This window comes from Kitasatospora sp. NPDC127060, assembly GCF_042724935.1.
Classification (GTDB): Bacteria; Actinomycetota; Actinomycetes; order Streptomycetales; family Streptomycetaceae; genus Kitasatospora.
Genome location: NZ_JBHXEG010000133.1, coordinates 1 through 15,139, shown reverse-complemented (window position 1 = coordinate 15,139; position 15,139 = coordinate 1). Strand labels below are relative to the sequence as shown.

At 73.9% G+C, this 15,139-nt stretch carries 9 protein-coding genes; 3 read left to right on the top strand and 6 right to left on the bottom strand.

What is annotated here, in order from left to right; all coding sequences use genetic code 11:
• Window positions 1–33: 33 nt before the first annotated feature.
• The 5 genes from ACFWIS_RS39045 to ACFWIS_RS39025 all read right to left on the bottom strand — a co-directional run bounded on the left by ACFWIS_RS39045 (window position 34) and on the right by ACFWIS_RS39025 (window position 6,000).
• On the bottom strand, window positions 34–648 hold the full coding sequence (locus tag ACFWIS_RS39045; protein WP_380451418.1) for a dienelactone hydrolase family protein: 615 nt from the start codon (window positions 646–648) through the stop codon (window positions 34–36).
• Between the two features lie 124 nt (window positions 649–772).
• Complete coding sequence (locus ACFWIS_RS39040) at window positions 773–2,005, bottom strand: winged helix-turn-helix domain-containing protein (RefSeq protein WP_380451420.1); 1,233 nt, start codon at window positions 2,003–2,005, stop codon at window positions 773–775.
• A 13-nt stretch (window positions 2,006–2,018) separates the two neighbouring features.
• Window positions 2,019–4,400, bottom strand: a complete 2,382-nt coding sequence (locus ACFWIS_RS39035) for a lantibiotic dehydratase (RefSeq protein WP_380451422.1) — start codon at window positions 4,398–4,400, stop codon at window positions 2,019–2,021.
• Window positions 4,397–5,773, bottom strand: a complete 1,377-nt coding sequence (locus ACFWIS_RS39030) for an MFS transporter (protein WP_380451424.1) — start codon at window positions 5,771–5,773, stop codon at window positions 4,397–4,399. Before ACFWIS_RS39030 ends, ACFWIS_RS39035 begins: the two co-directional genes overlap by 4 nt.
• A gap of 2 nt (window positions 5,774–5,775) precedes the next feature.
• Window positions 5,776–6,000, bottom strand: a complete 225-nt coding sequence (locus tag ACFWIS_RS39025; protein WP_380451426.1) for an MbtH family protein — start codon at window positions 5,998–6,000, stop codon at window positions 5,776–5,778.
• A gap of 142 nt (window positions 6,001–6,142) precedes the next feature.
• On the opposite strand from ACFWIS_RS39025, the gene vioD reads away from it, so the two are divergent.
• Together vioD and ACFWIS_RS39015 are read left to right on the top strand one after the other, a co-directional pair.
• Window positions 6,143–7,282 carry a capreomycidine synthase gene (vioD, locus tag ACFWIS_RS39020; RefSeq protein ID WP_380451427.1) on the top strand — a complete coding sequence of 380 codons (1,140 nt, stop codon included), beginning with the start codon at window positions 6,143–6,145 and terminating at the stop codon, window positions 7,280–7,282.
• Window positions 7,283–7,327: 45 nt separating this feature from the next.
• Window positions 7,328–10,828 carry a condensation domain-containing protein gene (locus tag ACFWIS_RS39015; protein WP_380451429.1) on the top strand — a complete coding sequence of 1,167 codons (3,501 nt, stop codon included), beginning with the start codon at window positions 7,328–7,330 and terminating at the stop codon, window positions 10,826–10,828.
• Window positions 10,829–10,863: 35 nt separating this feature from the next.
• On the opposite strand, the gene ACFWIS_RS39010 is transcribed toward ACFWIS_RS39015, so the two are convergent.
• Window positions 10,864–11,706 carry a thioesterase II family protein gene (locus ACFWIS_RS39010; protein WP_380451431.1) on the bottom strand — a complete coding sequence of 281 codons (843 nt, stop codon included), beginning with the start codon at window positions 11,704–11,706 and terminating at the stop codon, window positions 10,864–10,866.
• Window positions 11,707–11,798: 92 nt separating this feature from the next.
• On the opposite strand from ACFWIS_RS39010, the gene ACFWIS_RS39005 reads away from it, so the two are divergent.
• Window positions 11,799–15,089, top strand: coding sequence for a condensation domain-containing protein (locus ACFWIS_RS39005; protein ID WP_380451433.1), 3,291 nt, complete (start codon window positions 11,799–11,801; stop codon window positions 15,087–15,089).
• Window positions 15,090–15,139 lie beyond the last annotated feature (50 nt).

The following is a 15,139-nucleotide window of genomic DNA, read 5'->3' as shown; positions in this document are numbered from 1 at the left end:
AATCCGCACCCCGGCACCCCCGCCGTGGGGTGGTCAGGCGCCCAGGCCGCCGGCGACCCGGGAGAGGGCCAGGGCGAAGGCGTCCTCGTCGAAGCCGGGGGTGCCCCGCTCGGCGAACCAGTGCCGCCCGCCCGGGTACTCGTAGGACACCACCTCGGCGCCCGCCGCGCGGAAGCCCTCCTGGGTCTCGGCGATCTCCTCGGCGGTGAAGAAGTCGTCCCCCTGGACGTGGTGGACCTCGGCCCGGCGGGGGCCGGGGCCCCCGGCCGCGGGGGCGCAGCCGCCGTAGAACAGGACGACCTCGTCCGGGCCCCCCTCGGGGCGCCCGGCGAGGAGGCTCGCGTACATGGCGCCCATGGAGAAGCCGACGACGGCCCAGGGGCGTCCCTGCCCGGCGAGCTCGGTGACGCACCGCTCCAGCAGGGCCCAGTCGACGGTCGGGAGCAGTGCCTTGGCGGCTTCCTCGGTGTCGGCGGTCGCGCCGTCGAAGAGGTCCGGGACCACCACGCGGCGACCGGTGGCCGCGAGGCCCTCCGCCCACTCGAGGACCGCCGGACGACGGCCCCACCAGGAGTGCAGCAGCAGGACGGGCGCGCCGTCGGGCGGACCGACCTCGATGACGTCCTGCTTCTCGGTTGACGTACTCATAACTCCCTCGGATCGTTCGGCCGGAAAGGTTCCGGGTGGTGCTCAGGGCGGCGGTCCCGACGACCGGGACCGGTCGTCGGTCGTCCCTGGTTCGGGGGGGCTGCGGTGCGGGGGCCGACAGCCGTCAGGAGCCCAGCAGCGCCGCCCGCCAGGCGCCCGGCAGCGGCTCGGCGTACTCGATCGCCTTCGCCCCCACCAGCCCGGCCAGGTCGGTGAGTTCGGCGGTGATCGCGCGGCGCAGCGCCGCCGTGGGCTTCACCGAGGGCTCCAGCCACAGGCCCTCCACGGTCAGCACGCGCCGCCGCCGGTCCACCTTGGGGGCGAGCCGGCCCACGAACTCGTCGCCGTGCAGGACCGGCAGCACGTAGTGGGCGTACTTGCGTTGCGCCTTGGGCACGTACATCTCGTTGCGGAACTCGAACGACCAGAGCAGCTCGGTGAGGTTCCGGTCGTTGATCATGTTGTCGAAGGGGGAGAGCAGCGCGGTGCGCCCCTCCCAGTCGCCCGAGCGGATCGCGTCGAGCTCGTCCAGCGCGTCGGCGTGCACGTACCAGGTCTCGGAGGGCAGGCAGTCCTCGATCCGGACCGGGACGACCCGGCCTGCCGCGGTCAGCGCGTCCAGCGTCCCGGGGAGGTCGACGTACCGTCCCGGCACGAAGTACTGGCCGATCTCCTGGGCCCGGGCGATCCCGCGGGCGCGCAGCGAGTGCTCGACCGCGGCGGTCACCATCCGCGTCGGCTCCATCGCCTCCAGGGTGACGTCGGCGGGCAGGCAGTCCGCCGCGAGCCCCCACAGCCGCCGCCCCTCGGTCCGCCCGGCGACCAGGACGATGCCCTGGCGCCACAGGAACCCCAGCATCCGCTCGACGTTGCGCCCGTTGGTCCAGCCGCTGGACGGCCAGTCGACCACGGCCAGGTCCTCGAAGGCGTCGGTGGGCAGGGGCTGCCCCTCGCCCAGGCGCTCCAGGATGTGCGCGCGGAGCGCGTGGTTCACGTCGATCCAGGGCTGCACCTTCTCCTGGCCGCGCCAGGGGTAGGAGTCCATCGCGACCCGGTGCAGCGGGTAGTCCTCGGACAGCACGATGGCCGCGGCGTGCGCCCAGTACTCGAACAGCCAGCGGTCCTGCCAGAACACGTCGTCGAAGGCGGTCAGGCCGTCCGCGCCGAGCCTGCTCCACAGCACGAGTTCATGACTGCGGGCTATCACCCGGACCGGGTCGAGCTGCAGGAACCGCAGCGATCGGCAGACGGCGCGCACGCCGTCCGCGTCGCCCGGCGGACGGGCCGCGGACAGGTGCTGCCGGGTGATGGCCAGCCGGCGGGCCTGGGCCCGACTGATCGTCAGGATGTGGGTCACTGGGGGGAACTCCTCACGGCGCCTCGCGCGCCCGATCCGGTGTCGAACTCGGCGGGGGGCCCGACTCTACGGCGACCAGCCGAAGCTCCGACGTGTAGGGGCCGCCGTCGGCGTCGTGCAGCCACAGCTGGTCGAGGTCCGGCAGCATCTCGCTGATGCCGAGGTCGGGGTGGCCGGCCTCGACCGTCCTGCGGACCGCCTTGGCGAGCAGGTTCACCAGCGCCAGGCTGCGGAAGTCCACGGCCAGCGGCTTGCGTTCCACCGGCACCCGGTAGAAGCAGCGCTCCGGGAGGCCGTGCGCGGCCCGCCACCGGCGCGCCTGCGCGTACCGTCGCCGCTCGTCCTTGACGAACGCCCAGTCGGCCGTCGCCACGGGGAGCGTCCAGGACTCGCGGGAGACCACGAGCCGGTCGATGCTGATCCGCGGGGTGTGACCGGTGCCGCCGAAGGGCCGGAAGGCGCCCGCGCACAGCGTGGACAGGGGTTCGCCGACCACTTCGAGGAAGTCGTACGACCGCCCGCTCGGGCGGTGCCGCACCACGAGGCCGTCGCCGCGCCGCTCCACGGTCAGGTCCAGCACCGAGTGCACCACCGCCCCCTCGGGCGGCGTCTGCGACTCGTCGCCGAGGCACAGGTAGGTGTACCCGGGCAGCAGCACCTCGGCGGACCTGGCCATCCGGGTGCTCGCCTGGTGCGAGTCGGTGCGCGGGATGAGGAAGACCCGGTCGTCGAGCCCGCTCGCCGCGGCGGCGTCCCGCAGCCGGTCCGGCTCCGGGTGCTGCGCGGCGAACAGCAGCGCCTCCAGCGTGTTGCTCGCGCAGTGCAGTTCGCCCAGGACGAACCGCAGGCCGTCCGGGTCGGGTGCGCCGGGGCGGGGGGCGAGCACCATCAGGTCGGGGGAGTGCCACTTCGCGCAGCTGAACAGCGGCGCTCCGGTGGCGAACAGCCGCTCCGCCCGCTCGGCGATCTCCTCGGCGCGGACGTGGTGGCGGCGGGTCCGCAGCGCCTCCCCGGGCGTCAGCGCGAGGACCTCGCGCCACCGTCGGCGTAGGTCCTCGACGACCTCGTGGACGGCCTCGGACTCGAAGGCACCGGCCCCCGGGGTGGCCATCTCGGACAGGACGGCCGTGAACAGACCCAGGAACGGGACGGTGTCGGAGCCGGAGCGGGCGACCTCGCGCTCGAAGAGCCGCAGCGCCCGGTCCCGGTACCGCTCGGCGATGGTGTTGGCCAGCCAGCGGGCGCTGCCGAGCAGCACCCCCAGCGGTTCGGCGATCGCCTCGGTCACGGTGCGGCCCAGCCGGACGTCGGTGGCCCGCACGGTGTCCTCGTAGACCAGGGTGCGCCCGGCGTAGGTCGCGCCGGCGAGGCGGGTGGACGGCCCGCCGGTGAACTCCTCGAACCGGCGGGCCAGGGCTTCGACGGTCCGCAGCAGCCGGTCGGGATCGCCGGCGGCCGACGACACCCGGTCCCGCAGGCCGACGAGGTCGGCCAGCGGTGCGTGGGCCCGCGCGCGGACTCCGGCGTCGGGCACGGTGTCGATCCACGCCGCCAGTTCGCGTTCCGGCCAGGCGGTGCGCCGGTCGACGAACCCGAGCTCGACGAGCCCGAGCTCGCGCAGCCGCAGCAGCGTGCCCATGGTCTGCGGATCGGGCGGGTACCCGGCGATGTCCCGCACGGTGTGCTCGCCGGTGCACTGCCTGAGCAGGGCGGCCTCGCGGGCGGTCAGGGTGACGGGCTTGTGGAAGGGCAGCCGTGCCACCCAGCCGGTGAGGCTCGCGGAGGGCGCCGTCCGAGGCCGCAGCCACGGCCAGACCTCCGGCCGTGCGGCGATCGCACCCGCCACGGCCGCGATCGCCCAGCGCTCGAAGTAGGTGCTCCGACGGGCCAGTTGGCTCGGACCGTTGATGACTTCGAGGCCGTCGCCGGTCGGCCGGACGGATGCCCATCCGATCGGGCCGAAGAAGCCGATGCTGTCGTTCTTGAGGGTGTACCGCTGGAGGTGGCTGACGATCGTGAGTTCGTGGTTGCGGCCGCGCACGTTCCGCGGTTCCCCGGCGGCGGCCTTGTCCAGGCAGGTGCGCACCAGTTCCGGGTTCTGCCAGGCGACCGCCTCCCGGAAGCGGTCGTCGGCGGCGAGCCGGCGCACGGCGGCGCTCAACCGCTCGGTGGCGGCGGTGTACGCGTCGGCGTACCGCTGCTGCGCGTCGGCGCGGTCCCCGGTCGACAGGTCGGCGGCCGCCGCCAGTTCGCCGTCGCAGATCTCGGTGAACCGCGCCGCGGGGAACCCCGCCCCCCGGAGGGCGGCCTCGCTCCAGAGCGACCACCCGGTGGCGCCGAGCGGCACGAGGGGTCCGGTGCCGGTCGGCGCCGGGGAGCCGGGAGTCCCGTTCACCGGTGCGTCGGCAGGGCGGGGTCGTCGGCCCGGCCCGGCGCGGCGGCCTCGGCGGCGGGCTCCGGACCGGCGGTCGGACCGGCGCCGGCGTCGGCGACGGGCTCGGGGGCAGGCTTGCGCAGGGACCGCAGGCTCGGCGAGAGGTAGCCCAGCGCCGCCGTCAGCACCACGAACGCGCCCACCACCAGCAGCAGGAAGGCCGTGCCGCGACCGGGACCGACGCCGAGGACCTTGCCGACGCTGCCGGCCAGCGAGCCGTCGCCGCGCAGCAGCGGCTCGAAGACCCGCTCGGCGACCGGGCCGGCGAGCAGGTAGCCCGCGAACAGCGTGGTGTTGGTCGCCATGCCGAACGCCGCGAAGGTGCGGCCCTGCATGTCGGGTTCCACCTCGACCTGCAGGGTGGCCCGGCTGGTGCCGTCGATGATGACCGAGCAGAACATGAACCCGAACACCGCCACCCCGACGAGCACGATGTTCGGGCGCAGCGCACCCAGGCAGAGGAAGCAGCCGAGGATCAGCGTGAAGCCGGCCACGCCGTGGACCCGGCGCCGCGGCCCGCCCCACGCGGCCAGGAGCGAGCTGCTGACCAGCAGACCCACGCCGCCGATCGACAGCACCGCGCCGAGTGCCGTCGCCGAGGACATGTCGACGACCAGCGGGGTGAAGAGCACGTCGACGAAGCCCACGCCCAGGTTGAGCGCGGCGTAGACCAGGATGACGGCCACCAGGCCGCGGCGTCGGGCCAGGAAGCGCCAGCCCTGGCCGATCTCGCCGAAGAGCGTCCCGCCGCCGGCCGTGCCGGCCTCGGTCGCGGGCGGGTCGGGAATCGTGATCAGCAGCAGCACGATCACGTTGAGGACGAACGTCGCGCAGTCGATCAGCAGGACGCCGTCCAGCTTGACCGCGAGCAGCAGCGTGCCGCCCAGCAGGGGTGCGAGGGTCTGTCCCACCGCGTTGGCGATCATCACCATGCCGTTGGCGCGGCCGAGCATGTCGGGCGGCGTGAGCAGCACCACGCTGGAGTTGAGGGCGGGAGTCTGCAGGGCCCGCAGCGCCGAGCGGATCGCGATGGTGACGAAGACGTGCCAGGGGTGCAGCAGCCCGGCCCAGTAGAGCAGGGCCAGCCCGCCGGTGGTGCCGATGCCCACCGCGTCGCTGACCAGCAGGGCGGTCCGCCGGTTCCAGCGGTCCACCAGCGCGCCGGCCAGCGGCGAGACCAGGATGCCGGGTAGCAGGGACAGGATGAAGCCGACGGCGAACTGGATCGTCGAGCCGGTGTTCAGGTAGATCCAGAGCGTCAGGGCGAAGCTGGTCAGGGCCGAGCCCGTCATGCTCACCATGTAGCCGGCGCAGAGCGCGGTGAACTTCTTCATGGTCAGACGTCCTGCCGGATCGTGCTGCTCTGCGGTGACCGGGCGCTCAGCGGGCGCAGGTCGGTCCAGTGGGCTTCGATGAAGTCCAGGCAGGACTGCCGGCTGCCTTCGCCGTGCACGACCCGCCATCCGGCGGGCACGGTCAGCTGACGGGGCCACAGCGAGTGCTGCTCCTCGTCGTTGACGAGAACCACGAAGGTTCCGTCCTCATCGTCGAACGGGTTCATGACTCAGACTCCCCAGGGCCCACGGATGATCCTGCTCAGCTTGACCGACCGGCCCCGGGGCGGCCTGTCCCGCGTTCGTGCGACAACGCCCGGCCGCCCACCGGTGGTTAGCGTGAGCCGCTGACGAGAGGATGGGAAACCCATGGACTTGCTGCCGGTCGCGAAACTCGAGGACTGGATGCGCCGCTACTACCACGAGGTCGACCACGACATCGGGAGCAGCGGGGTGCGGGACCTGACCATCGCCGAGCTGCGCGGCATCTGCGGCTTCGACCTGTCCGAGCTGGATCCGCTGATCCTCCACGACAGCGAGCCGCTCGGCGGCCGGACGCTGCGCGCCGCCCTGGCCGACCGGTGGACCGGCGGCGACGCCGAGCAGGTGATGGTCACCCACGGGTCCAGCGAGGCCATCTACCTGGTGATGCACACCCTGCTGAAGCCCGGGGACGAGGTCATCGTCGTGGACCCGGCCTACCAGCAGCTCTTCGACATCGCCGCCGCGCGGGGCTGCCGGATCACCAAGTGGGGCCTGTCCACCGAGCAGGGCTTCGCGGTCGACCTGGCCGAGCTGAAGCGGCTGATCGCGGCCGGCGACCCGCGGATGATCGTGGTCAACTTCCCGCACAACCCGACCGGCGTCACCATCACCCGCGAGCAGCAGGACGAGCTCATCGCCCTGGCCGCCGCGGCCGGTGCCTGGCTGGTGTGGGACAACGCGTTCGGCGAGATGACCTACACCGCGGACCCGCTGCCGCTGCCGCACGACCGCTACGACAAGTGCCTGTCCTTCGGGACGCTCTCCAAGAGCTACGGCCTGGCCGGCATGCGGGTCGGGTGGTGCCTGGGTTCGCCGGAGCTGCTGGCCGAGATGGGCCTGCTCCGCGACTACATCGCGCTGTACGTCTCACCCGTGCTGGAGTTCTTCGCCGAGCGCGCGGTCCGGCACGCCGACCTGATCGTGGCCAGGCAGCGGGAGCACGCGCTGGCCAACCGCGCCCTGCTGACGGACTGGTGCCGGGACCGCCCCGACCTGGTGCGGCTCACGCCGCCCGGCGGCGGTGTGACCGCGCTGGTGGAGATCCTCGGCCAGGACGACGTGACGGACTGCTGCCGCCGACTGGCCGAGGAGCACCGCACCCTGCTGGTTCCCGGCGACTGCTTCGGTGACGCGTTCCGTCACCACGTACGGCTCGGCTTCGGCGGCACGACCGCGGAACTCACCGCCGGACTCGCCGCCCTCGACCAGGTGCTGCGCAGCCCCGGTCGGCCCCGGTCGGCGTGACCGGAACACCGTCCGAGAACTTCGCACTACTGGTGGAGGACCGCCGTGGAAAAGTCTCAGAGCATCGCAGAGTTGCTGTGGGCACGGGCCGAGGAGCAGCCCGACCGGCTCGGCTACTCCTTCCTGCTGGACGGTGAGTCCCAGGAAATCGCGCTGAGCTACGCCGAGTTGGACCGCAAGGCCCGGGTCATAGCGGCCGGCATCCGGGAGACCGGCGTCCGGCCGGGCGCCCGGGTGATGCTGCTGATGCCGCCCGGGTTCGACTACGTCGCGGCCTTCTTCGGCTGCCTGTACGCCGGTGCGGTGGCGGTGCCCGCGTACCCGCCGAACCCCATGCAGCTGGAGCGGACCCTGCCCCGGCTGCTCGCCGTGGTGCGCGACGCCGATCCGGCCGTCGCGCTGACCATCTCACCCCTGCTGGACTACTTCCGCCAGGTGCCGGACCTGCCGGCGGACTTCCTCGGGCTGCGCTGGCTGTCGGTCGACGACCTGCCCGCGCCGCAGGCCGGGGCGGGCGACCCGGTCGTGGTGGACCCGGACACCACCGCCGTCCTCCAGTACACCTCCGGGTCGACCTCCACGCCCAAGGGCGTGATGCTGTCGCACACCAACCTGCTGCACAACCTGGGCCTCATCCGGGGGTTCTTCGGTACCTCCGAGTCCACCCGGGCGCTGATCTGGCTGCCCCCGTACCACGACATGGGGCTGATCGGCGGCCTGTTGCAGCCGCTCTACGCGGGCTGCCCGGTCACCCTGATGTCGCCGCTGCACTTCCTGGAGCGCCCCATGCGGTGGCTCGAGACCATGCACCGGCAACGGGCCACGATCAGCGGCGGGCCCAACTTCGCCTACGAGTTGTGCGCGCGCAAGGCCACGCCGGAACAGATCGCCGGGCTGGACCTGAGCGCCTGGGAGGTGGCCTTCAACGGGGCCGAGCCGATCCGCCCGGAGACGCTGCAGCGGTTCGCCAGGACCTTCGCACCGACCGGGTTCCGGGCGGACGCCTTCCTGTCCTGCTACGGCCTGGCCGAGGCCACCCTGATCGTCAGCGGTCGCGGCGGCCGCTCCGTCCCCGCCCGAGCAGCCGGGCCGGAGCCGGTGCCGGAGCCGGTGCCGGTGCCGGGGACGGGACCGGTGGTCCGGGTGGACGGAGCGGCACTCGGCCGCCACCTCGCGCTGCCCGCCGGCGACGGACCGGTCGTCGACCTGACCAACTGCGGCAGCGGCGCCGGCGACCAGCTGATCGCGATCGTCGACCCGGTGACGTCGACGCCCTGCCCACCCGAGCGGGTGGGCGAGATCTGGGTCTCCGGCCCGAGCGTCGCACAGGGGTACTGGGGCAGGCCGGCGGAGAGCGCGGAGGTCTTCCGGGCCCGCATCGTCGGCCAGGACGACCGCGGCTTCCTCCGTACGGGCGACCTAGGGTTCCTGCACGACGGGGAGCTGGTGGTCACCGGCCGGCTCAAGGACCTGATCATCGTGCGCGGGCGGAACCACTACCCGCAGGACATCGAACAGACCGCCGAGCGCGCGGACCCGGCGCTGCGCCGCGGCTGCACCGCGGCCTTCCAGCTGCCGGACGCCGGGTCCGACGAGCACCTGGTGGTCGTCCACGAGGTCCAGCCCTCGGCCGGGGAAGTCGATCTGGCCGCTGTCGCGGCCCGGGTCCGCCGGGCAGTGGCCGGCGGGCACGGGCTCCAGGTGCACACGGTGGTGCTGATCCGGGCGGGCGGGATCCCGAAGACCTCCAGCGGGAAGATCCAGCGCCGGCTCTGCCGGACCCGCCTGCTGGCCGGCGAGCTGCCGGTGCTCGGCAGCCACGCGGCCGGGGCGGCCGACACCGACGCGTCGCCGACCGCCGAGCAGGTCCTCGCGGCCGCGCCCGGGGAGCGGGCGGTGCTGCTGGAGGGCCATCTGCGTGGTCGGATCGCGTCCCTGGTCGGCGCTGACCCCGCTGAACTGTCGCCGGCGGAGCCCCTGTTGGCCGCCGGACTGGACTCGCTCGGGGTGGTGCAGCTCAAGCACGGGGTCGAGAGCGAGCTCGGGGTGGAGCTGTCCATGGCCGCGCTGCTGGGCGGCGCCACCCTCGCGGACACCGTGGAGCAGCTCGCCGACCGGCTGGCCGCGCCCGGCGCGGACCGGCCCGCCACCGCGCCGGTCGCCGGGACGGGCGGCGACCCGACGGCGGAGCGGGTGGTGCCCATGTCGCCGGGCCAGCGCTGGATCTGGCTGACGCAGAACCTGGAGCCGGAGAGCACGGCCTACACGATCGCGGTCGCCCTCCGGGTGCACGGATCGGTGGACCGGCCCGCCCTGCGCCGGGCCCTGGACGCCGTGGTGGCCCGCCACCCGGCCCTGCGCACCACCTTCGCCGTGCGCGGGGGCGAGCCGTCCCAGCTGGTCCATCCGCACGCGCGGGCCGAGTTCCGCGAGCACGAGGCGCCCGGCGGGGACGACGAGGCGCTCTCCGGGCTCCTGCGCGCGGCCCTGCGACGCCCGTTCGACCTGGAAGCCGGACCGTTGCTCCGCCTCGACCTCTACCGCCACACCGGCGGCGAGGTGATCCTGCTGACGGCCCACCACATCGTCACCGACTTCTGGTCCAGTACGATCCTGGCCGAGGAGCTCGGGGCCTACTACACCGCCTTCGCCGCGCACCGGGAACTCACTCTGCCGCCGCCCCGGGCGGGATACCCCGACGTCGTGGAGTGGCGGCGGTCCGTCCTGGCCGATCCGGCCGCCGTGGCCCGGCTCGACGCCTACTGGGCCCGTCAACTTCCGGAATCGGTACCACGGTTGACGTTCCCGGCGGTCGATCCGGCGAGCACGGGCCAGGGCGGCGCACGGGCCTTCTCGCTCCCCGCCGAGCTGACCGGGCGGCTCCGGGCGGTGGCTTCCGCCGAGAAGGCCACGATGTACGTGCTGCTGCTGGCCGCGTTCGAAACCGCGCTGCACCGGGCGACCGGCCAGGACGAGATCGTCGTCGGGGCCGCGCTGGCCGGCCGCTCCCGGCCGGAGTTCGCCGACGTGGTCGGGTGCTGCACCTACTCGGCGATGATGCGCAGCCGGGTGACCGGCGAGGAGTCCTTCCGTGCGCTGCTGGCCCGGACCAGGGAGCAGGTGATCGGTGCCCTGGAGCACCAGGACTACCCGCTGTCGGCGCTGTCCGAACGGCTCGGGACCGGCCGCCGCGGCTCGCTGGTGGAGGCCCTGTTCGCCTTCAACCGGTCGCCGCGCCACGGTGACGACCTCGCGGCCCTGGTGACCCTGGGCCCGGCCGGGATCCGGCGGTCGTTGGGCGGGCTCGAGGTCGAGGCCTTCCCGTTGCCGTTCGAAGAGGGCACTCTGCCACTGGAGTTGGTGATGGCGGAGGCGGACGGCAGGCTGCACGGCCTGCTGCGCCACCGGGCCGGATTCCTCGACGAGCCGGGGGCCGAGCGCCTGCTGGCCTGGTTCACCGCGGTGCTGGAGCGGGTCGCCGACGACCCCGGCACACCGCTGGGGGAGCTGCTCCGCCCGACCCGGGCCGACCACAGGGAGTCCTGAGGCCGGCCCGACCGGCCTGACCGACCGGAGGTCGGTCAGGCCGGGGGCAGCTCGGCCAGGACCGCGGGAATCAGCCTGGCCAGTGCGGACGATCCGTCAGGGCCGAGCAGGAAGTGATCCGCCGCCACCTCGGTCGCCAGGAACAGCTGACTGGTGTGCTCCTGCCACAGCGCCAGGTCCCGGGCGGGGACGGTGCCGTCCCGGTCGCCCCGCACCGCGAGGACCGGGACCGGCAGCGGCTCGGAGCCGGCGTCGACGTAGCCGTCGAGGATCTCCCAGTCGGCGCGCATGGACGGGGCCAGCATCGTGCGGAAGTCACGGTCGGCCATGACGGCTTCGGACGTTCCGCCGAGCGCGAGGGTCCGCGCGAACATCTCGTCCGTCGGGAGTCGGCTCAGTCCCGTGTCGCAGTTCAACTGCGGCGGCAGGCAGCTGCAGACCACCAGCAGCTGCGGGTTCCGGCACGGTGCCCGGACGAGCAGCTTGGCGATCTCGAAGGCGACCAGCGAACCCGAACTGTGGCCGATGAGGCCGTAGTCGCCCATGAACGCGGAGAACCCGTCCTGCTCCGCCGCCTCCTCGAACTCGGCGACGAGTGCGGCCATGCTCCGGTGGGGCTGCTCCCGCAACCGCCGTCCCCGGCCGGGCAGGAGCGCGCCGGAGACGGCCACGTCCCGCTCCCGGAGGGCTTGGCGCAGGGGGTTGAACAGACTGGGGCCTGCGCCGATGTGTGGAAACGCGAAGAGCTCGAAGCCCTCGGTCGCTCTTCGGTACGGGAACCACTTCTCGAACGGGGACAAAAGCTCGGCTCCGTGATGGTCTCGGCTCCAGCCCGGGGGCGGCTCGGCCGGCGGTCGGGCCAGAGGGGGGCTTGACACTGCACTCCAAGTCAACCCGGGCCCGGGCCTTCTCTCCTGTCGGGTATTCGCGTGACACGCCCGCCCGTTCGGGGATCCCTACCGTGGTGACCATGGCGCATCCTCTCAACGACGTCCCCAGTCAAGCCGAACCGTCGCTCAGGCCCTACGAGGAGGCCATCCTCGCGATCTGGCGCGACACCCTCGGCCGCCCGGACATCGGCGTTTCGGACGACTTCTTCGATCTCGACGGCGACTCGCTGCACGCGATCCGGGTGATCGCGCGCATCCGGGAGGCCCTGGGCGTCGGGATCCGGGCGATGGACTTCTTCGAGTCCCCGACCGTGGCGGCCCTCGCGGCGGCGGTCGCGGCTGCGCGTCCGGCCGAAGAAGGCGCCGTCATCGGCCGGCGTCCCGGGGACGCCGAACCGGTGCTCTCCTTCGACCAGCAACGGCTCTGGGTCGAGGACCAGTTGCTGACGGGCGCCGCCTACCACGTGCACGGCAGGCAGCGCCTCCTCGGTGCGCTCGACGTCGCCGCCCTCGACGGCAGCGTCCGCGCGATCCTCCAGCGCCACGAGGTGCTGCGCTCGCGCTTCCCCACCGTGGACGACCGCCCCGTCCAGGTCGTCGACGACCTCGACGACGCCTGGCACATCACGGTCGAGGACCTCGCCGGCCTCGGCGCCGGCCGGGACGAGGCGGCCCGGCGCCTGATGGACCGGGAGGCCGCCGAGCCGTTCGACCTGGCGCGCGGCCCGCTGGTCCGCTGCCTGCTGATCAGGCTGGGCGAGGCCGAACACGTCCTCAGCGTCACCGCCCACCACATCGTCTGCGACGACTGGTCGGTCGGCCTGTTCGGCCGGGAGCTGGCCGCGCTCTACCGGGCCGGAGGAGACCCGGCACGGTCCGGCCTGCCGGCGCTGGAGATCCAGTACGGCGACTACGCCGTGTGGCAGCGTGAGCGGCTGGTCGGCGAGGTGCTCGAAGAGCAGGTCGGGTACTGGCGCGACCACCTCCGGGGCGCGCCCGCCGCGCTCGCGTTGCCGAGCCGGCGCTGGCGCCCGCTGCACGACGTACCGGGCGCGGGCCGGGTCCGCGCCGAACTGTCCGAGCGGGAGACCGCGGACCTGCACGACCTGTGCCGCAGGCACGGCGTGACCCCGTTCATGGCGCTGCTGGCGAGCTTCGGGGCGGTGCTGGGCCGTTGGTCGGGCCAGCGGGACCTGGTGATCGGTGCGCCCATCACCGGCCGCACCGACGCGGGCACCGGGAACCTGATCGGGTTCTTCGTCAACACCCTGCCGCTGCGGGTGGACCTGGGCGGCGAGCCGACGTTCGCGGAGCTCCTCGACCGGGTCCGGCAGTGTGCCGTGGGCGGGTTCGCCCACGCCGACGCCCCGCTGGACGTGCTGGTCCGGGAGCTGCCGGCCCCCCGTGTGCCGGGGCGGACCCCGCTGTTCCAGGCGATCCTCAACGTGGTCGGCAGCCCCGAGGCCCAGCCGCTGGAGGGCCTCACCTCGGAGCTGCTGGACACCCCCGTGCGGTCGAGCAAGTTCGAGCTGGCGTGCACCGCGCGAGAGTGGGACGGAGTCCTCCGGCTCGACCTCGAGTTCGACGCCGACCGCTACGAGGAGGCGATGCTCCGAGCCCTGCTGGAGCAGCTGCGCGCCCTGTTGCGCGCGGCGGTCGAGGATCCCGCCGTCGGCGTCCTCGACTGTGCCCTGGGGGAGGAGCGCGCCGCGGCCGCACCGGCCGGGGCGCCTGCGGCGGACCCGCTCCGGGCGGTCGAGCGCTTCGCCCGGCTGCCGGACCGGCCCGCGGTGGTCGCCGCCGACGGGCAGTGGAGCTACCGCGGACTCGACGCGGCGGCCGACCGGGTGGCGCAGGCCCTGGCCGAACGGTTCCCGGACGGGTCCGGCCAGTACGTGGCCGTCGTCCGCCGGTCCACCGGCGGGTTCGTCGCGGCGGTCCTGGGCTGCCTGCGGGCCGGAACCGCCTTCTCCGTGGTGGACGACGCGGGTACCGCGCTGCTTCTGGGCATGCCGACCGTGCTGGACCCGGCCCCCGAGGGCGAGGTTCCCGGCTCCGTGCTGGACCTGACCGCCGTCCTCGGGGCGGTGCCGACGCTCCCGGTGCCGGTGCTGCCGGAGTCGGCCCCGCCCCGGGCCGCAGACCCCGGCGCGCCCGGTGACTGGGCGGTCGAGCGGTACGGCCTGCGGGCGCAGGACCGTTTCACGGTGCTCTCCGAGAAGCCGGGCCAGCTGCTCTCCGCGCTGTCCAGCGCCTTCGAGGCGGGGGCGACGCTGGTCCTGCCGGACCGCTCGTCCGCCGGGGACCCCGAGGCCCTGCTCGACTGGCTGGAGGCGGCCGCGATCAGCGTCGTCCAGCTGACCCCGCCGGTCCTGCGGGCTCTGGCGGCCCGGCCCCGGCCCCTGCCGGCACTGCGGTACGCCTTCGTCGAGAACACCGGAGACCTGCTGGCCCACGACGTCGAGGCGCTGCGCCGGCTGTCGGCGGCCTGCCGGCTGGTGTCCCTCTACCGGATCGCCCCCGACGGCCGGCCCGCGGCGGCCCACCAGGTGCCCGAGGACTGGAAGCGCGAGGACGCCCCGCTGCGCGTCCCGCTGGGCACGGAGGTGACGGGCCCGGCCCGGCTGCTGCACCCGTCCGGCGTCGAGGCCGCGGTCGGGGAGGTCGCCGAGATCTGCTTCGACGGTCTCCGGACCGGTGACCTCGGCCGCCGCTGGCTCGACGGCAGCCTCGAGTTCGTCGGTGATTCCGGTACCGACCCGGGCGCCGACCTGACGGAGGCGGTGGGGGTGCTCCGGGGGCTGCCCGAGGTCGGCGACGCCCTGGTGACGGAGTGGCTGGAGGCGGACGGCAGCTCGGTGCTGGTCGGCTACGTGGCCTGCGGGGAGGGGACGGCCGAGGCCGCCGACATCCGCCAGCGGCTGGTCGCCCGGTTGCCCGACCGCCTGGTCCCGGCCCACCTGGTCCTGCTGGACCGGCTGCCGCTCACCGGGGCGGGCGACTACGACCTGGGGGGCTTCCCGCGGCCGGACACGGAGAGCGCGCCGCTCGACCGCTACGTCGCCCCGCGCACCCCGCTGGAGCAGCGGCTGGTCGAGATCCTCGCCGAGCTGCTCGGTGCCGATCAGATCGGCGTCCACGACAGCTTCTTCGAGCTGGGCGGGTTCTCCCTGCTCGCCACCCAGCTCAACGGGCGGATCCGGGAGTCGGTCGGGGTGGAGCTGACCCTGCGTGACGTCTTCGAGTCGGCGACGGTCGACGTGCTCGCCCAGCGGATCGTCCGGGCGCAGGCCGAACAGGCGTCCGCCGCGGACGTCGAGGCGCTGCTGGCGGAACTGGAGGCCGACCTGGCCGCGCCGTCGGCCGACTGAGCCGCCCTCCGGCGGCAGCTGACAGCACTGCGCGCCGCGAGCCCCGGAGG

Excerpts from the sequence above, each read along its gene's own strand:
- ACFWIS_RS39045 (WP_380451418.1), bottom strand. The coding sequence starts at position 648 with ATGAGTACGTCAACCGAGAAGCAGGACGTCATCGAGGTCGGTCCGCCC.
- ACFWIS_RS39030 (WP_380451424.1), bottom strand. The coding sequence starts at position 5,773 with ATGAAGAAGTTCACCGCGCTCTGCGCCGGCTACATGGTGAGCATGACG.
- ACFWIS_RS39025 (WP_380451426.1), bottom strand. The coding sequence starts at position 6,000 with ATGAACCCGTTCGACGATGAGGACGGAACCTTCGTGGTTCTCGTCAAC.
- vioD (WP_380451427.1), top strand. The coding sequence starts at position 6,143 with ATGGACTTGCTGCCGGTCGCGAAACTCGAGGACTGGATGCGCCGCTAC.
- ACFWIS_RS39005 (WP_380451433.1), top strand. The coding sequence starts at position 11,799 with ATGGCGCATCCTCTCAACGACGTCCCCAGTCAAGCCGAACCGTCGCTC.